Origin of the sequence: Bacillus andreraoultii (genome assembly GCF_001244735.1) — a bacterium.
Lineage (GTDB): Bacteria > Bacillota > Bacilli > Bacillales > Caldibacillaceae > Caldifermentibacillus > Caldifermentibacillus andreraoultii.
The window spans coordinates 480,101-497,925 of record NZ_LN868935.1 but is presented as its reverse complement, the minus strand read 5'-3'; the positions used below and the strand labels follow the sequence as shown (position 1 = coordinate 497,925).

17 protein-coding genes and 1 pseudogene are annotated in these 17,825 nt (G+C 35.1%); 13 read left to right on the top strand and 5 right to left on the bottom strand.

The window, feature by feature from the left end; genetic code table 11:
• Nucleotides 1-227 precede the first annotated feature (227 nt).
• Both BN2144_RS02675 and BN2144_RS02670 read left to right on the top strand, forming a co-directional pair.
• Nucleotides 228-767, top strand: coding sequence for a hypothetical protein (locus BN2144_RS02675; RefSeq protein WP_230199691.1), 540 nt, complete (start codon nucleotides 228-230; stop codon nucleotides 765-767).
• A gap of 146 nt (nucleotides 768-913) precedes the next feature.
• Entirely contained in the window at nucleotides 914-1,558 is a 645-nt protein-coding gene (locus BN2144_RS02670; RefSeq protein WP_033826805.1) for a DUF6518 family protein, read from the top strand.
• 391 nt (nucleotides 1,559-1,949) lie between these two features.
• Here the strand turns inward: BN2144_RS02670 and BN2144_RS02665 are convergent, their stop codons facing one another.
• The 4 genes from BN2144_RS02665 to BN2144_RS02650 form a co-directional block, all read right to left on the bottom strand.
• Nucleotides 1,950-2,441, bottom strand: coding sequence for a DUF7878 domain-containing protein (locus BN2144_RS02665; protein WP_033826804.1), 492 nt, complete (start codon nucleotides 2,439-2,441; stop codon nucleotides 1,950-1,952).
• 559 nt (nucleotides 2,442-3,000) lie between these two features.
• Entirely contained in the window at nucleotides 3,001-3,762 is a 762-nt protein-coding gene (locus BN2144_RS02660) for an HAAS domain-containing protein (protein WP_042337518.1), read from the bottom strand.
• Entirely contained in the window at nucleotides 3,752-4,099 is a 348-nt protein-coding gene (locus BN2144_RS02655; RefSeq protein ID WP_033826894.1) for a PadR family transcriptional regulator, read from the bottom strand. The genes BN2144_RS02660 and BN2144_RS02655 overlap by 11 nt, the downstream gene beginning before the upstream one ends.
• Nucleotides 4,100-4,279: 180 nt before the next feature.
• Nucleotides 4,280-4,975 (bottom strand): YetF domain-containing protein, encoded by a 696-nt coding sequence (locus BN2144_RS02650; RefSeq protein WP_050632185.1) that lies wholly within the window; start codon nucleotides 4,973-4,975, stop codon nucleotides 4,280-4,282.
• A gap of 88 nt (nucleotides 4,976-5,063) precedes the next feature.
• Here BN2144_RS02650 and BN2144_RS02645 point away from each other — a divergent pair, with 88 nt between their 5' ends.
• The 4 genes from BN2144_RS02645 (at nucleotide 5,064) to BN2144_RS02630 (ending at nucleotide 10,415) form a co-directional block, all read left to right on the top strand.
• Entirely contained in the window at nucleotides 5,064-5,402 is a 339-nt protein-coding gene (locus BN2144_RS02645; RefSeq protein ID WP_050632184.1) for a DUF4363 family protein, read from the top strand.
• Nucleotides 5,403-5,747: 345 nt separating this feature from the next.
• A complete protein-coding gene (locus BN2144_RS02640; RefSeq protein ID WP_033826802.1) occupies nucleotides 5,748-7,442 on the top strand; it encodes a diguanylate cyclase domain-containing protein in 1,695 nt (564 codons plus the stop codon).
• 479 nt (nucleotides 7,443-7,921) lie between these two features.
• Entirely contained in the window at nucleotides 7,922-9,397 is a 1,476-nt protein-coding gene (locus BN2144_RS02635) for a flavin-containing monooxygenase (protein ID WP_042337516.1), read from the top strand.
• Between the two features lie 88 nt (nucleotides 9,398-9,485).
• Nucleotides 9,486-10,415 carry an alpha/beta hydrolase gene (locus BN2144_RS02630; RefSeq protein WP_050632183.1) on the top strand — a complete coding sequence of 310 codons (930 nt, stop codon included), beginning with the start codon at nucleotides 9,486-9,488 and terminating at the stop codon, nucleotides 10,413-10,415.
• A 225-nt stretch (nucleotides 10,416-10,640) separates the two neighbouring features.
• Here the strand turns inward: BN2144_RS02630 and cysK are convergent, their stop codons facing one another.
• Nucleotides 10,641-11,564 carry a cysteine synthase A gene (gene cysK / locus BN2144_RS02625; protein WP_033826890.1) on the bottom strand — a complete coding sequence of 308 codons (924 nt, stop codon included), beginning with the start codon at nucleotides 11,562-11,564 and terminating at the stop codon, nucleotides 10,641-10,643.
• A 209-nt stretch (nucleotides 11,565-11,773) separates the two neighbouring features.
• On the opposite strand from cysK, the gene BN2144_RS02620 reads away from it, so the two are divergent.
• The 7 genes and pseudogenes from BN2144_RS02620 to BN2144_RS02590 all read left to right on the top strand — a co-directional run bounded on the left by BN2144_RS02620 (nucleotide 11,774) and on the right by BN2144_RS02590 (nucleotide 17,746).
• The gene (locus tag BN2144_RS02620) at nucleotides 11,774-12,559 is read left to right on the top strand and encodes an ABC transporter ATP-binding protein (protein WP_033826801.1); all 786 of its coding nucleotides are present in this window, start codon (nucleotides 11,774-11,776) and stop codon (nucleotides 12,557-12,559) included.
• Nucleotides 12,543-13,304, top strand: a complete 762-nt coding sequence (locus tag BN2144_RS02615; RefSeq protein ID WP_033826800.1) for an ABC transporter permease — start codon at nucleotides 12,543-12,545, stop codon at nucleotides 13,302-13,304. Before BN2144_RS02620 ends, BN2144_RS02615 begins: the two co-directional genes overlap by 17 nt.
• A gap of 74 nt (nucleotides 13,305-13,378) precedes the next feature.
• Nucleotides 13,379-14,392 carry an ABC transporter substrate-binding protein gene (locus tag BN2144_RS02610; protein ID WP_033826799.1) on the top strand — a complete coding sequence of 338 codons (1,014 nt, stop codon included), beginning with the start codon at nucleotides 13,379-13,381 and terminating at the stop codon, nucleotides 14,390-14,392.
• A gap of 580 nt (nucleotides 14,393-14,972) precedes the next feature.
• Nucleotides 14,973-15,518, top strand: coding sequence for a cupin domain-containing protein (locus BN2144_RS02605; RefSeq protein WP_033826798.1), 546 nt, complete (start codon nucleotides 14,973-14,975; stop codon nucleotides 15,516-15,518).
• A 635-nt stretch (nucleotides 15,519-16,153) separates the two neighbouring features.
• Entirely contained in the window at nucleotides 16,154-16,348 is a 195-nt protein-coding gene (locus BN2144_RS02600) for a hypothetical protein (RefSeq protein WP_033826797.1), read from the top strand.
• Between the two features lie 137 nt (nucleotides 16,349-16,485).
• Nucleotides 16,486-17,403, top strand: a pseudogene (locus tag BN2144_RS02595) (DUF7916 family protein).
• A 22-nt stretch (nucleotides 17,404-17,425) separates the two neighbouring features.
• Nucleotides 17,426-17,746 (top strand): hypothetical protein, encoded by a 321-nt coding sequence (locus BN2144_RS02590; protein WP_033826796.1) that lies wholly within the window; start codon nucleotides 17,426-17,428, stop codon nucleotides 17,744-17,746.
• The last annotated feature ends 79 nt before the right edge of the window (nucleotides 17,747-17,825 follow it).

Here is a 17,825-nt window from a genome sequence, read left to right as displayed (position 1 = left end):
TCTATCGTCAGCACTCCNATTTACTCTATGATGTCTGATTACGGGACCCATAGGAACGAGAATACTATTGAATTGCCAACAGTTGAAGACGCGCTGTTTTGTTTGAGATTAACAGATAGTATTTTATTTTGGGTATATTCAAAAAACCAATAGTGATTTTTTATTAGTGAAGGGGTGGATAAAATATGTCCGACGTAAAAAATGCATATGATCAGATTATAGATTTCATGAATAATGAAACAGAAAAAACATTATTGCTACGAGGTATTGCTGACAAGGAAAAGCATCAGGCTCTTCTTAAAGCCTTAAATGCCCAAGGGAATTTGAAAGGGCTGATTAATCTAATTCATACATCAAAAGATGGAATGGAGAACTTCTTCCGTTGGGCGGAACTCTATAAGGTTAACGTACCGAAGAAATATGGACAAGGAATGAAATTATCAAATCTAACAATTTTCTTTGATAATTTAACCACTAAAAGCAATAGTGAAAAATACGATGATTATGCGTTTGACTTTATGATTATATGGCCGATTCAAAGTGTAACAAAAAATGAAAAAGAAATTCAGATGTTAAAAGAAATGGCTAAACGTCAAAAAACCAAAAAAATCACATATCTTACAATTAAGGAGCCTTGGTACAATCCAGATTCTTTAGAACCTATTGCCGATCGGGTGATAAAACTGGACTGTGAGAATGATGACCCAAAAGAATATCAGAGAATTTTGGCTGCCTATGAAGAGGATATGAAAAGGCGCAAGTGCTAAATATACCTAACCTATTTAGGTGGTGTAATTGGGCACAATTATTATTCAGACTAGGCATAAATTCTTATTTGTAAAGCGAAGTATTTACATCTTATGCCGTGGTTTAATTGAAAAATATGAATAAAGATTTTTTCAGGAGAGAACAAATGAAAGATTTCTTAAATGAAATTCGAAGACCAATTAGTATATCGCTATCAAGAAAATTTTTATATTCAACTTTAATGTTTATCGCGGGGGTTATTTTAGGCCTAGTTTCCAAGATGCTTGAAACAACCCTAAGTAATTCATTACCCTATTTTCTAGAAGTGTTAGATTTAAGAAACTTCTTTTCTCGTATGGGGGTTTGGATTTTCCTTGCGGTGTTAATATCTGTATATAGCAAATCACCTGTCAGGTCTGCCATAAATGTATTTTTGTTTTTTGTGGGTATGGTAGGTAGCTATTATTTATACACAGTTTTGGTAGCTGGCTTTTTTCCTAGATCATATATGATAATTTGGATTATAATGACTTGTATTTCACCATTTATGGCTTTTATGTGTTGGTATGCAAAAGGGAAAGGTATAATTGCTATTTCTCTTTCATCTATAATTTTTATGTTTATTTCAAGACAGGCTTTTGTATTTGGGTTTTGGTATTTTGATATTAGAAATAATTTGGAATTGTTACTTTGGATAGCCACAATTTTTGTTTTATATCAGTCTCCAAAACAAATAATCAAGGTGGTGACTATAGGATTGATTCTCTATTTCCTCACCGCTCAAATCAACTTATTTTGGGGAATGTTGTAGGTCTCTATCTATACATTATTCTTTTAATGCGAATATAGTGGATATGTTCCCGTCTACCGATAGCACCAAAAACGCAGTGGATATGTTTCCGAGAACGGACAGGTTCAAATGACATTCATCCTGTCCTCTCAAGCCATGTGGAGTGTGTGGTGTTGATAACAAGAAAGTAAAGACAGGAAAATCTTGTAAATGCTAGGTTTCAAAAAATAAAAGTAAATCCATCAACTCGACTTTAACCTTCGATGTGTGTCTATGGAAACATATCGAGGGTATCTTTTTATGTAAAATTTTAGCCTAAAATGGTTTACCAATTTCTTCCCTATAAACTCAGGATATTTCTATTTTAACATTCGAAAAAAGGTGGAAAAATGCTAAAAAAATTGGTTTAATGCTATTCATCATCCATATAAGGGCCTTCCATCAAAGGGATATGTTTTATAAACTTTTTTAATTTGATACCAAAGTAATCTTCTATATCTTGTTTTAAATTTTGCTCTAATTTAGAAAATTCCCTCGCGATATAGTCTAAATCAAAAATATTATACAAATCTTGTTCTGCCCAAATGGATTTCACTCTTGCCTTATTTGAAAATGGAATTAGAGACAGAATAGCACCTTCTTCATAATCGGCATATTCAATTGTATAATAATGGAATTCTGGGATATAATCTTCTGTAATCCGCTCTTTCCACTTGTATAGTGCTTTATAGAATTCCAAGATAGCAAGTTCTGTTTCAAAGTATAATTCATTATTAATATTTATCCTGAATGTAGCATCTATCGCTAATATAGTAGAAATATCACTTTTATCTTTATTTGAAATAATTCCTTTATCAACTACAAAATTGTATTCAAAAGTTATTTTACTGGAAATGCTGTCCATATTTTACCATCATATCCTTTTACTATTCTTAATTTTGTTCCAACCTTTTTTCTAAGATTTCTTGCTCTCGTACGGTGTCTCTATCAGGATAGGATATCCCCACTATTGATTGTTTTTTCGCTAACACGGGAATAGAAACCCCACATAACGCGGGGGGAGTGTCTTTATTAATGATGAAAATATTTTTTTTAACTTTATTGTTAAATCTTTTAAAACGTATACAATTATCAAATCGTTTTGTTGTAAAGATTTCATAAGCCGTTTTTCCAATTAATAAACTTCAGCTTGTTCATTCGCTGGGTCCACAATTCAATATTCTTTTACTCCAGCTCGCTGATAAGCTTGGAAAATCACTTTATTTTTCGTACAAACGGAGAAAAGTGCATAGAGAAGAAATTGGCTCTCTCCTCCATACATGAAGTTTGAATGCATAATATATTGTGTTATTGATAGTTACTGTTTCCTTCTAGTTTTTTGAAAAAATTAACTGCCCTTGGTACCTTGAATTAATTAGGGTTTTGATAAAATACCCTACGAGTTATCATCGAATTGGATATCTTCACTTACCTTTTTCCAACTTAGATAAAAGCCAAAGGTAAAATGCAATTCCACCAAAGGTTATTAACGTACTTAAGATGAGTTTTGTTTCATATTGCAAGGACATTTGATTAAGTAAATAATCTGGCAATGTTAATAATGTTAAGATAATAATGAATGTCCATGTTTTTGCCCAAATAGATACACCTATTATAAATAGTGCTGTAAGTAGACCAATGATTATGCTTACTGTATTGCTGAAATGAATAATGGGAGTATCAATGGCTTTATTTAGAAAAATTAAACCGACAAAAAGAGCGATGGGCAGTAACGCTATACCAACTAATACCATTATTTGTTTACCAATAGATGAATCACTGACTGTAGAAATATATTTAAAGCCTGTAAATATAGAGAAAATAAAAATTGTAGCAATTACGATGTGGCCGATGATTTCCAAGATGGTGTAGGAAAGATTTCCTTCTAATAAATTAGGGAACATCGTAATTAAAAAGGAACCGAAAATGATTATGCAAATGAATTTGAACCATGTTCGATAGTCAATCATCATTTCATTAGAAACCATTTTCATATACTCTTTTGGTGATTTACCAATAATTTTTTCAATAGGTTTACCGTGTTTTTCGGCTTCTGTTAAATGGATTTCCAACTCTCTTACAATATCTTCAATTTCATCCGACTTTTTTCCGTTCGAAAATAAGTATAAACGCAAATTTTCCAAAAAAACTTGGCTCTTTTTTGAAAGTTGTAATTCATTCTTCATTCATCTCATCCCCTTTTGTAACCTTTGTATCTGACTCATAATCTAACACTCTGTTAACATTGTTTTGCAGAACAGTCCAACGTTCAACGAATTTCTTTAATTCCAGCTCCCCCTTGGTAGTTAGTGAGTAATATTTTCTTTTTGGTCCCGCTGTTGATTTTCTTAATGTTGATGTAACTAATTCTTCCTTTTGCATCCGCATTAATAATGGATAAATTGTGCCTTCGCTAAAGGATTCAAATCCATAATTACCCAGCTTCTGTGCCAATTCATATCCGTACACTTCTTTATTTTTTATAATAGCTAGTAAACATCCATCAATTATCCCCTTTAGCATTTGTGTTGATGACAAATTTTTCCCTCCTTTTTCTGTATCTTGTAATACAAGGTAAATGGGAATTATATATATTGTATTGCAAGGTAATTGTATAATTAGTATAACTTTATATATCTTGTAATGCAAGTTAATTTTAAAAAAGCCACCTTTTCAAAACAGAAGGCGGCAATATGAATGAAATTAATTTTGGTTCTTATCATTAAACAAATCAACATAAAGCTGATGATTGGAATCTATTTGTGCAACGAAAACGTCAGCGACACTGGAGGCACCTTGTTTTTGAACCTCTTCAAGTAACCACTCTTCCGAATACCCCAAAGTAGATAAATTTTTATGTAAAATTTGCCCATCAACAATTAACAAGGTGGGGGCTGATTCCTGCTTTAGTATCATTTTCAACATTTGTGGTGTGACCGGCTCTTGTGAAGTTTTTTTCATAATACTCAGTCCCCCATTCGTTTCCAAAACGGCCATTTCTACATCAGAAACATTAAAAATGTCTTTTTCTCTTAGCAACAACATTAATTCATCAATTGTAATTTGGTTCTTTTTCATACTTTCCTCGAGGATTTCCCCATTTTTAATAATAATTGCAGGTCTTCCATCTGTAAGACGCTGAAAACCCCGAGACTTTATACCAACTAAAGCTAAAATAACTGGAAACAAGCCCCATACAGCGAGTGAAATGATCCCATTAAAGATTTTCACATTTTGATCTACAGACATTTCCGCTGCAATGGATCCAATGGTAATGCCAACACAGTAATCAAAAAAAGTTAGATGCGAAATTTGCCTTTTTCCCATAAATCTTGTTAAAAAGAGTAACAATATAAAAGAGATAACTGAACGAATAAGGATAATAATATATTCTGGCACTTTGAGATACCTCCAAGCTATTGGGTAATCTCCATTATTATGGGGAAATATAGAAGTAACTATTCAAAACGAGGAGTGATATCAAGAAATGATAAAGAGGGTATCGTTTTTATTATTTTTTATACTCATTCTTTCTGGCTGCTCACATGCCATAGGAAGAGATGAATTTAAAGGGAATATCCAAATTATTGAACAAGCAATAAATGAGAATGATTGGGAAAAGGCGAAAAATAATGGAGATCGTTTACTTAAGTCCTATTCATCAAATAAATGGAAGTTACAAATGATTGGCGATGAAGGTGAGTATGAAGATTTATACGAGAGTATTAACCGGTTATGTGCTGCAATTGAAGAGAAAAACCCTACGCAAACAAAGATGGAATTAGCTTCAATTCAATCGATACTGAAAGAAATTTACTCGTTATAACGACTCTTAATAAAAACAGGAGGCGGGAGTATATTTCCGCCTTGACCGATATTTTTTAGATGAAAGCTATATGAAACTTATCCCCTTCTGAAAATAAGCATTTTTTACTAGGTTTCCCCAATATTTCCCACTGTAAGCGGTGATTCTATTATATTAAAATAGCATATACATATGCACTCAAATTGTCACCATGTTCAAATATAAATCATCATTTTCTTACTAGTTCTATGTAACATTTCGTTTGTATATAATCAAATTGCTATTAGACTGACTGGAATTTTTTAACCTAATTGCATTTATCACCACAAATTTTAATACAAATCATTTATGAAATGAGGTTAAAAAATGTTCAATAATCATACTATACACGATGGTGATTATTATTTTGAGTTATTTTATCAAATATTTAATAGTATGTCTGATATGGTCTTTCTAATTAACGTCGATCAACTTAATCAATATCGATATGTATTTATTAATGAAGCTGCAAATGAAAAAATTGGGTTAACAGTGGATGCTTTTGGAAAGTTAATTCGTGAATGTCTACCTGAAGAGGTTTTTTCAAATATACAGGTAAAATATGATGAGGCTATTTATAATAAAAAGCCAGTTACTTATGAAGAGAAAGTAGAGATACCTTTCCGTAGTGATTTACAAAAAACTGCCTATTTTAAAACAACCGTGACACCGGTGTTTAATGAGCAAGGAAAGTGTACATATATATTTTCTTTAGTTCGTGATGTTACGGAAGAAAAAGAAAAAGAAAGTAAATTGCAACAACTGGCAAAACATATAGAACTATTATGGAACCGAACCGCTGATCCAATGTATGTATTTGATGATAAAGGAAAAATTATTGATGTAAATATTGCGTATGAAAAACTATTTGGTTGGAAAAAGGAAGAGATTTTTCACGAATCAATCCTCGAAATGATTCCTGATGGAAATAAACAAAGAGTTGCCGATATTGTTGCAACAGTAAAAAGTGGGAAAGCGATTCCTTCATATAAAACACAACGTAATACGAAAGATGGTAAAATCATTGATGTACTCGCCTCATACTCACCTATTTTTAGTATAGATGGGAAGTGGAGTGTCGCGATTGCTATTTATAAAGACGTGACTGAACATGCAAAAGTAATTAAAGAATTGGAGAAGAGTGAGGAGAAATATCGAGTAATTACAGAAAATTCAAGTGATCTTATTAAAGTCATTGATTGTAAAGGTATTGTCCAATATATATATCCTTCTCATAAAGATTTACTTGGAATTCAGCCTAAAGAAATATTAGGTAAGTCGATTCTAACCTCCGTTTATAGAGATGATATTGAAGTTGTGGAAAGTGCGATAGAAAAAATCAATAGCAGTCGTAAATCAGCGGCGATTGATTTCAGGAGATATAATGATAAAGGGGAAGTGATCTGGTTTCATGCCATAGGAACGCCGATTTTGAATGAAACAGCTGAAGTTGACCGGATTATCTTTGTAGAAAGAGAAATTAATAATAGGAAAATATATGAACAGAAGTTAAAACATTATGCCCTACATGACTCTGTAACAGGTGTGTTAAATCGAATAGGTTTTTACAAAAGGCTACGTAAAGAAATGGAGCAAGCGAAAAAGGATGGTTCAAAGCTTGCTGTTATGATGTTAGATTTAGATCATTTTAAGTCAATTAATGATACGATGGGGCACGATATTGGTGACCAGTTGTTAATTGGATTTACGAAGCGAGTCCAAAGTTGTTTACGCAAAGATGATGTACTAGCTAGATTAGGTGGGGATGAGTTTATTGTTCTTCTACCAAACTTACACAATAATCAAGAAGCAGTTCAGATTGCAAATAACATTATTCGCTCATTGCAACAAGAGTGGACATTTGCTGGGAAAAAATTCACGACCACCTCAAGTATAGGAATTGCCTTCTATCAACAGTATCATTCAAATAAGAAGCTTTTATTAAAACATGCGGACCTTGCACTATATCAAGCAAAAAAATCGGGAAGAAATATGTATCAAGTATTTGTTAGTATTGAATAACGGTGCAACGATTTAAGAGAAAAAGCGAAAGTCTCAGTTTAACAGCTTCAAAGAATAGGTGTAGATACCAAATGTAGATAAAAACTCTGCAAAACGGTCATTTAGAAGATGGATAGACGCCCAAATTGCTAAGAAATTTGGTAAAATGGTCATTTAAAAGGGGAATAGACGCCCAAATCACGGTGAAAAAGGTTGTGAAGTTCATCTAGAAGGGTTCTAGATGCTCAAATCGCAGTAAAAAGGGATAAAATGGTCATCTAGAAGTGCTATAGACGCACATTTTAGGTTAAAATCTCATAAATCGGTCATTTACATTATTAACAAAGGCCCATGAATCAATGTGCGATAAATAGATTTGGGCCTTTTTCTATTAGATGCCTGTTTATATGAAAAGAGTCATATATTTCCAATAGTCATAATACATTTATGAAAAGGCGTATGATCATGATATCCACACTTTATAATACTGATTAAGTGGGGTGAAAAAAATTCAACAAAATAAAATCGCTTACAATATAATTATAATTGGTACAGGATTTGCAGGACTTGCTAGTGCGATACGTTTAAAGCAAGCTGGCGAGGGAGATTTTATACTGCTAGAAAGAAGTGATGATGTCGGTGGGGTATGGCGCGATAATCAGTACCCCGGTTGTGCCTGTGATGTACAGTCACATTTATATTCGCTCTCCTTTATCCCAAACGCAAATTGGAGTAGGAAATTTTCCCCGCAACCTGAGATCTTTACTTACTTAAAAAATTGTGCGAAAGAATTTGAGCTGTACGAAAAAATTAAGTTCCATCATGAAGTGACCTGTATGAAATGGGTTGACTCAGAAGGATTATGGAATGTAACAACTTCAAAAGGTTTATATTATGGAAAAATTATTGTTGGTGCATTTGGGACACTCAGTGATCCATTGATTCCCAAAATCAAAGGTATGGAAAAATTTCAAGGGGAGCACTTTCATTCAGCAAGATGGCCGAAAGATTTTAATCCAAAAGGGAAAAAAGTTGCCGTAATTGGTACCGGTGCATCAGCTATTCAGTTCATTCCAGAAATTCAACGAGAAGTATCTTCATTAACGATCTTTCAAAGAACTCCACCATGGGTCATTCCACGAATGGATAACGCAATCAGTAGTTTTAAAAGAGGATTGTATCAACAGTATCCTCTAGTTCAAAAGTTAACGAGGTTAAAAATTTATTCTTTGTTAGAACTAAGACTATTTGCGTTCCTTCATCCAAAACGATTAAAATCTGTTGAGAAAATAGCATTAAAGCATATGCATAAATCAATAAAGGATCCTGATTTAAGAGAAAAGCTTACCCCGAACTATCGACTTGGCTGCAAACGAATTTTACTTTCGGATACGTATTATCCAGCTCTTGCGCAACCGAATGTAGAGGTTCATACGAATGGAATTGCTGAAGTAGAGGAAAATGCAATTGTTGATTGTTTGGGTAACAAATATGAAGTAGACGCAATTATTTTTGGTACAGGTTTTCAAGTGACGGACCTTCCTTTTGCTCACTATATTTTCGGTAGAGAAGGACATTCACTTTCAGAAGAGTGGAAAGGGAGTCCGAAAGCCTATATGGGCACAACGATAACCGGATTTCCAAATCTATTTCTTCTACAAGGTCCTAATACAGGTTTAGGTCATTCATCGGTCATTTACATGATGGAAGCGCAAATTGAACATATGCTAAAAACAATAAAATATATGAAACAAAACAAACTAGATATCATTGAACCACATAGGAAAGCACAAAATCGTTTTGTTTATGAAACTGATCGAGCGATGAAAGGAACGGTTTGGACAGCAGGCGGTTGCTCGAGTTGGTATTTAGATAAAACAGGAAGAAACTCAACACTATGGCCTGGATATACTTTTTCTTTTAGAAGAAAACTAGTAAAACTAAAGATTGATGATTATGTTGGCCGGAGTATTTAAATATAAAGTAATAGACATCTAATATTAGAACTTAACTTTACTAGGATATTTAGATTAAGTTTTATTTAAAAATAAGGGGGAATTGTAGTTGGCAAACTTACATACGAAAATGAACTTTTTTTTAGAAAATCTTTTACCTATGTATCCAGAGGACTATACTCCGACATTAGAGGATAATCGGGCTAGGGCAAGTGTTTTAACCGGTGAATCTGAACCTGTTTTTCAAGTGGAAAATCGAGTTATTCCAGGACCAGAAAGTGAAATACCAATCCGAATTTACACACCAGAAGGAAAAGGTCCGTTACCGATTGTTGTGTATTTCCATGGGGGAGGATTTGTTTACGGTGATTTAGAGACGCATGATTCAGTGTGTAGAAGGATTGTTAATGCGTCACAACAGATTGTCGTCGCTGTTGACTATCGATTAGCACCTGAACATCCATTTCCAGCAGCGCCCAATGATTGTTATGCAGCTGCAAAATGGGTATATGAAAATGTAGCAAAACTTGGTGGTGATCAAACACGACTTAGTGTTGCTGGTGATAGTGCAGGAGGAAATTTAGCAACGGTCGTCTGTTTAATGGCAAAAGAACAAGGTGGTTTAGCTATTTCAAAACAACTTTTAATTTATCCGGTAACCGATGCTTTTGAGCCTGAGAAATATCCTTCCTATAAAGAAAACGGAACAGGTTACTTTTTAACAACCGACACAATGGGTCTTTTCCATCAACTGTATATTCAAGATGAAACATACCGAAAACATCCATACGCTGCACCGCTATATGCTCCGAATTTAAGTGGCTTGCCGAAAGCTTTAATTATTACAGCTGAATATGACCCGTTACGGGATGAAGGAGAGCTATATGCGAATAAATTAAAAGAATCAGGAGTAGCAGTTCGGCTCGTACGTGAAGAAGGATTGATTCATGGTTTTCTTAATCTTTTTAGTTTAATGAGCGCTTCAGAAGATATAAAAGAGATTTACGAATATATTGGTGCGTTTTTAAAAGAAAACTAGATATTGGTTGAAATGGCAATTGCAAAAACCGAACTAGACAGTGGCTCTAACTTGAGCGTTTATTGTTCGGTTTTTCCTGTTGACTGAGATGCATCAATTGAATCTATTTCTATCGTTGACTGAGGTGCATCAATTGAATTTATTTTTTCCATTGACTGGGATTCGTCATTTGCAGCGACTTATTTCTCATTGATTACATTTCTCTTCTCCAGTAATACATTTACCTTAATCAACAAATAAATCGGATGACAAATATCTCTCTCCTGTATCCGGAGCTAGACAAAGGACATTTGCTCCTTGTGGAAGGTTTTTAGCAATCTGGATAGCAAAATGGGCAGATGCCGCACTGGATGCACCAACAAAAATCCCTTCATCTGCAGCAAGTCGTCGTGCCATAATTTGCGCATCATGATCATCAATATGAAGGATGTCGTCAATGATTTCGCGATTTAAAATTTTTGGAACAAATCCCGGACCTGTCCCTGGGATTTTATGTGGACCTGGCTCACCACCTGAAATAACAGGAGATCCTTTTGGTTCAACGACATAAATTTTTAACTGGGGTATATGTTTCTTCAATACTTCACCTGTACCTGTCACTGTTCCACCCGTACCAGCTGTTAATACAAATGTATCAAGTTGCCCTTCGAAAGCATCTAGGATTTCAACAGCAGTTGTCTCCCGATGTGCATCAGGGTTAGCAGTATTTTCAAACTGCATCGGAATAAAACTGTTTAGGATATTACGAGCTAGTCGATTCGCTTCATCTATTGCCCCTTGCATACGAAGATTAGCGGGTGTTAAATACACTTCTGCACCGTATGCTTTTAAAATCCGAACTCTTTCCTCTGTCGCATTATCCGGCATCGTCATAATACAACGATACCCTTTTGCAGCACTTACCATCGCAAGTCCAATCCCAGTATTTCCTGAAGTGGGTTCAATAATCGTACTCTTTCCTGGGATTAATTTTCCATCAGCTTCTGCACGTTCAATCATCTTTAATGAAGCCCGATCTTTTACACTACCTCCAGGATTAAAAGATTCTAATTTCATATAAACATTTGCCCCCTTTTTATCGGGTAATTTATTTAATTTTACAATTGGTGTATGGCCAATCAATTCTAAAATTGAGTGATAAATTTTCATTTGCCGTCTCACTTTCTCTCCTTTAAACATATAATTCCTATAAAATTAGTATACTTAAAATAACAATGATACACAAGGTGAGTAATGAACATACTTACTCGATCCGAAAATGAATTACTTGACATTTTCTAAAAATTAAATATTATGTAACTATAAATCATATTATTCTTATCGGAATTATTTACTTAGAAAAAGGGATGTGAAATCATTTGTTCCTCACAATAAAGAATGTGAATAAAAGTTTTGAAAAATATGGTCGGAAAGAACATGTTTTAAGTGAAATAAATTTAACAGTTAAAGAAGGGGAGTTTGTATCCTTATTAGGTCCATCTGGATGTGGTAAATCGACGTTGCTTTCAATTTTAGCGGGCCTTAATCAGCCAAATGAGGGAAACGTCTATTTGGACAATCAAAAAATAATTAAACCAGGAAAAGATCGTGGGATGGTCTTTCAAGAAGCAGCTTTATTTCCCTGGCTAACAGTAGAAGAAAATATTTTGTTCCCACTTAAAAAGGAAATGCCAAAGACTCAAGCACGGGAAGTTGCCCATAAATATTTAAAACTCGTTCAACTCAGCCAATACGTCAATCATCATCCTCATGAACTGTCAGGAGGTATGCAGCAAAGAGTATCGATTGCACGAGCCCTTGCGATGAATCCACGCGTATTATTAATGGATGAACCATTTGGTGCACTAGATGAGCAAACAAGAATGCGTCTGCAACAGGAATTGGAAACAATTTGGTTAAAGGAGAAAAAGACCATAATTTTTGTAACTCATAGTATTCAGGAAGCAGTTAAATTATCAGACCGAATTATCGTGATGGGCACCCATCCTGGTCGAGTTTTACAAAATTTCGCAATCAACCTAGAACGTCCACGGGAAACCTATTTGAAACAGATGGCTGAATATGAGGCACAAATTATGAATTTATTAAAAACAGAAATAGATAAAGTGGAAGAAGAGGAACAAAACTATGCAGTTAGCAACTAAGAGATTCCTATTTTTTAGTCTTCTATTCATTATTTGGGAGTTGATTGTTCGCTTATTTGCTATTCCTGCAGTTTTAATGCCGGCACCATCAGATGTTTTCTTAAGTTTAAAAGAAGCGTTCATGGACGGGACGTTGCCGCGAGATTTAGGTGCAAGTTTTATGCGGTTAGCAATCGGGCTCGTGCTAGCGTTATTGATTGGCTTGTTATTAGGAATTTTTCTCGCTAAATCGAAAACAGCAGATGAGACACTTGGTTCTTTAATTTTAGCACTTCAAAGCATACCAAGTATTGTCTGGTTGCCCCTTGCGATTATGTGGTTTGGGTTGAATGAGAAATCCGTTATTTTTATTGTCGTTCTTGGTGGTGCCATTGTGATGACAATTAATGTCCGAACAGGAATTAAAAATGTCTCACCTATCTTTATAAAGGCCGCGCAAACGATGGGATCAAGTGGAATAGACATGTTTTTCCGTGTTATTTTGCCGGCATCCATCCCATATATCGTTACCGGAACTCGTCTTGCTTGGGCATTTTCGTGGCGTGCATTAATGGCTGGTGAATTATTAAGTACAGGGCCAGGGCTAGGATATACATTGAAATATGCTTCTGATTTCGGGCGTATGGATATGGTTATGGGAATAATGGTTGTCATTGGTGTGATCGGTGTTACAGTCGATTTATTATTCTTCCAACGAATTGAAAAACAAGTGCGGACCAAATGGGGACTTGAACAAAATACTTAAATTTCCCGTAGAAGTCCAAGTTTCTATAAGTTGGGGATGATTGCAAAACAAATTTACAAAGAGGAGTGTTTAGAATGAAGAGATGGTTTTTATCAATTGCATTACTATTTGTGCTGTTTGGTTTATCAGCATGTGGAAGTGAAGGGTCAAGCGGTTCTTCTTCCCCATCTAATTCAAAAAAGGAAAAAATTGTTATTGGCTATTTTCCAAATATTGATCACGTTCCGGCAATGGTTGCTCGGGAGAAAGGGTATTATGAAGCGGCACTTGGTGATAATGTAGAAATTGAATATAAAACATTCCCAGATGGTGGCACGTTTATGACCGCTTTAAAATCTGGAGAAATTGATGCTGGTCTAGTCGGCCCTGGACCTGTAATGAATAACTTCTCGAATGGTGCAGATGTAAAAGTCATCGCGGGTGCTTCGTCTGGTGGAACCGTTGTTGTAGCGAGTGAAAAAAGTGGAATAACGAGTGTAGATGAAATTGCAGGCAAAACCTTTATTACACCAGGGATTGGTTGCACACATGATGTTCAATTCGAAACCTATTTACAACAATTAGGAAATAAAGAATTAACTTCTTCGCGAATTGGTGGGACTTTATCCCATGTAACGGGAAATCCAGCATCTTACCAAGCAATGTTTGAATCCGGTAAAGTAGATTTAGCAGCTGTTCCTGAGCCATGGGCATCGATTCTTGTTGAAAATGGCGCAAAAGTAATTATTAGCACAGAAGACATTGCTTATGGTGAAACACTGCCTAACACCGTATTTGTGGCAAATGGGAAATTAATTAAAGAAAATCAAGAAGTCGTGGAAGATCTTTTAAAAGCACATGAAAAAGCGGTTGATTTTATTAATAACAACGCGAAAGAGGCCCTTGATATTGCAGTGAACTCGATTAAAGAATTAACAAATCAAGAAATGGATCAAAAAATTGTAGAGAAAGCAATGTCACGTATTACGTATACAACAGAAATTGATGAAGAAGTTCTTAAAGAATTCGGCCAATCTTCATATGAATTGGAGTTTTTGAAAAAAAAGCCTGCATTTGATGGATTAGTGGAAACAGCTTTTGTGAAATAAGAAAAACAATTAATTATTCAAGTGGAAACCGGGTGTTATAGTCCGGTTTTTTTAGCTAATAGGAAAGTGAAAATCTTCCAATTTTCACTTTCCTATATGCATAAGCGCACAAGGAAGGCTCTAGCAGCATTGCATCAAAGCCGAAAAATTCTCTTTTTTATCAAGCAAACTAAAGTATCGAGCGTACCTGAGTTTTCTTTATTGGGCTACCATGGAAAAAGGGATGTTTTACTAGTGTAGATGCCCGATTCGCGGTTAAAAAGGAGGAAGAGGTCACCTAGAGCGGGTATAAATGCTCAACTCATGAATAATCGAATTGAAGTGATCAAGTGCCACATCCACATCTAAATAATCAATCAATAAATAACGGACAAGCTCATTCATACGAAGGTTGTCCGTTGTGTTATTCATATTAGCGAATTCGAATTTTACTTTCAGGGGCAAAGAAGTGTGCTTTGTTCTCGTATCTTTTTCTAGACTTGTCACACTAGTTTTATAGAAAACGATCCAACGAATGTATTACATTTTCCCTAAACAATGAATAAGATATGGTTGATAAATGATGAGGAGGGATTAGAAAATGTATTTTTATGTTCCTTTAGTATGCCCATCTCCATGCTATGTAAATGTACCAGCATATAGTATTGCACCTACTTATGGTGTGTACCCGTATCAACAACAGGCTTTTTTCCGTGAAGAGGACCGTGTACCAATTAGATTAAAAGATTATGGACCAGAACCGTATGTTGTAAATATTAATCAAGCGACAAAGCAAAACAACACATTTCGAACGGCATTATGGACAGGAAAACACTTGCAGTTAACGTTGATGAGTCTAAAAGTTGGTGAAGATATTGGGTTAGAAATTCATCCGCACCTTGACCAGTTTTTGCGTGTTGAACAAGGGCAAGGAATTGTACGAATGGGTAAAACAAAAAATAACTTGAACTTTGTAAGAAGGATAGGGGATGATTCTGCTATATTTATCCCTGCAGGAACCTGGCATAATGTTACAAATACTGGAAATGGACCATTGAAGCTTTATTCCATTTATGCTCCACCGCAACATCCACATGGCACAGTACACAGAACAAAACGTGAAGCAATGGAAACCGAACATCATTGAAGATGCCCCGACTTATAAGAAAGCAATCTTTTACTTTGAAAATTAAAGATAGGTGATGGCACCAAAAATTTGTTAAATCAATGTCTTGTCTTTAATGTTATACATTCTATTTTGAAGGGGGCTGTCCAGAAAGTCGTATTTTTGATTTTCGGATGCCCCTTTTCATGTTTCAAAACCTTGATAGATCAGCATTCTTAATTATCGCATTTTTGTGGATATCCACTTTATGAACTGCCCCTTTTTTAAAATATATCTTGGTAAAGTTAAACTTGGATTTTATCGCTGCTTGGAGATGTCATTCTTCCCAAACATATACCTTAAAGCTAAAGAATCGGACAACATAGTTAAAGACAAATAATTTCTTCCTCTGTGAAACGAACTTTCCCTTTTGTTCGTTTTCCTTGGCTAATAGGAAAGTATAAATTTCTAATTTCTAATACGCAGCATAAGAAGCTCTAGCAGCATTACATCGCAGCCGAAAAAAGGCCTTTTCGGCGAATCCTAGTTTCTTGCTTGCCTAAAGGCTCGAGACATGAGTTTTCTTTAAATCATGTGAAAAATACTAGAAACTTTATGATTTCTTATTCGTATGATTAATTATAATCCTTAAGATTGTAGGAAGGATGAGGCGATAGATGAAACGCTGGCGCAAGAAGAGAGAAGCACGAAGAAAGCTCTACAAAGAAAATGACCGGTATACTCTCCTAGATTTTATACTCGATGTTTTATTCTGGATTCCAGAAGTGATTGTCTGGCCATTTCGATTATTGTTTTGGTTAATCCGAGGACTGGGTCGTCTCATTAGTAATCTGTATGATGCGATTTTTTAACTTTTAAAAAGACATTTCCTGAACGGATGCTTTGTATACGGTTTCAAAATAGGTTAAAATTTAATTGAAGGTATAAAAATCACAAGAAGACAATTTTATCATTTTCCTAGTATATGCATTATAAGGAGATGTCAATATTGAAACGGATTTTGAACTGTGTTGCTTCAGACTTTGCAAAAATGACAGGCTCTGAATTAAAAGCTTTCATTGCAGCTTCAGAGGGAAGAACGATGCTTTAGTGAAGTGGTTTGTACAGCTACTCCCCTTTATCCAGGTTTAACGAATGCTGAATATGTTGCAGCGTTTGGGGCAGACCTTGTTTTATTAAATATGTTTGACGTGAATAATCCAACAATTGAAGGATTAGAGGGAGTAGCACAAGAAGAAATCATACAAAGACTAAAAGAACTATTAGGTCGACCAGTTGGGATTAATCTTGAGCCAGTCGATTTAGAGGCAAAAACGATTGAAACGCTACAAAATTTACCTGAGGGAAGAATCGCAACGAAAAGCACGTTACAAAAAGCAATAGAGCTGGATGTCGACTTTATTTGCTTGACCGAAACCCCAAAACAGGTGTAACTAATCAGGAAATTGTTAAAGCAATTCAAACAGCAAAAGGAGTTTTCTCTGATAATATAATGATTATTGCCGGAAAAATGCATGGAGCAGGGGTTAACGGAGAAACTGGTAATCAAATTGTATCTGAAGGGGTTGTCCGTGAATTTGTCGAAGCGGGTGCAGATGTTGTTTTACTTTTTGGCGTTGGGACAGTTCCCGGTATGACATTGGATAAAACGGCAAGACTTATTGAAGTAGGACAAAAAGCAGAATCACTTGTTATGACAACGATTGGCACGAGTCAAGAAGGAGCAGACGAACAAACAGTGAAACAAATAGCACTCCATAATAAAATGGCCGGTGCAGATATTCATCATATTGGGGATGCTGGATTTAACGGAATAGCAGTGCCCGAAAATATTATGGCATACTCAGTAGCTATCCGAGGACGTCGGCATACGTTTATAAGAATGGCAGCATCTATAAAAAGGTAAGGATACGAATTGAGGGAAGAGATTGAGCGGAATAAAGCGGGAAGATTGGCTTCTTTCTTTACAAGTGGACGATGAAGTTGGAATTAAAGAAGTGACGAAAGGTATGGGGAATTCGTATATCTTTTCGATTGACCGAATTAAAGAAATAAAAGAAGATTCCATTGTGGTCGCTTCTGGAGTCGTGTTTAATAAAAATGGACTCTATCGATACAAAGTAGACACATATACAACCATTTCTTTTGAATATGAATTAGTTCCCCTAACTGATGAAATTAAAAGAAAAGGAAAGTATTATCATATTAAGAAATTGATTCAATTAATTACGACTGGTGGAATACAGTAGGTTGTCCACTCAATTTGAGCTTTGTATTTTTAAAAAGGGGGAGTAGAAGATGTTTTTTTTGTGGATTCTAGGAGGCTAC

What these genes read in the sequence shown, in the direction of transcription:
- BN2144_RS02675 (WP_230199691.1), top strand. Translation starts at nt 228, where the DNA reads ATGAATAATGAAACAGAAAAAACATTATTGCTACGAGGTATTGCTGAC.
- BN2144_RS02670 (WP_033826805.1), top strand. Translation starts at nt 914, where the DNA reads ATGAAAGATTTCTTAAATGAAATTCGAAGACCAATTAGTATATCGCTA.
- BN2144_RS02665 (WP_033826804.1), bottom strand. Translation starts at nt 2,441, where the DNA reads ATGGACAGCATTTCCAGTAAAATAACTTTTGAATACAATTTTGTAGTT.
- BN2144_RS02660 (WP_042337518.1), bottom strand. Translation starts at nt 3,762, where the DNA reads ATGAAGAATGAATTACAACTTTCAAAAAAGAGCCAAGTTTTTTTGGAA.
- BN2144_RS02655 (WP_033826894.1), bottom strand. Translation starts at nt 4,099, where the DNA reads ATGCTAAAGGGGATAATTGATGGATGTTTACTAGCTATTATAAAAAAT.
- BN2144_RS02645 (WP_050632184.1), top strand. Translation starts at nt 5,064, where the DNA reads ATGATAAAGAGGGTATCGTTTTTATTATTTTTTATACTCATTCTTTCT.
- BN2144_RS02640 (WP_033826802.1), top strand. Translation starts at nt 5,748, where the DNA reads ATGTTCAATAATCATACTATACACGATGGTGATTATTATTTTGAGTTA.
- cysK (WP_033826890.1), bottom strand. Translation starts at nt 11,564, where the DNA reads ATGAAAATTTATCACTCAATTTTAGAATTGATTGGCCATACACCAATT.
- BN2144_RS02615 (WP_033826800.1), top strand. Translation starts at nt 12,543, where the DNA reads ATGCAGTTAGCAACTAAGAGATTCCTATTTTTTAGTCTTCTATTCATT.
- BN2144_RS02610 (WP_033826799.1), top strand. Translation starts at nt 13,379, where the DNA reads ATGAAGAGATGGTTTTTATCAATTGCATTACTATTTGTGCTGTTTGGT.
- BN2144_RS02605 (WP_033826798.1), top strand. Translation starts at nt 14,973, where the DNA reads ATGTATTTTTATGTTCCTTTAGTATGCCCATCTCCATGCTATGTAAAT.
- BN2144_RS02600 (WP_033826797.1), top strand. Translation starts at nt 16,154, where the DNA reads ATGAAACGCTGGCGCAAGAAGAGAGAAGCACGAAGAAAGCTCTACAAA.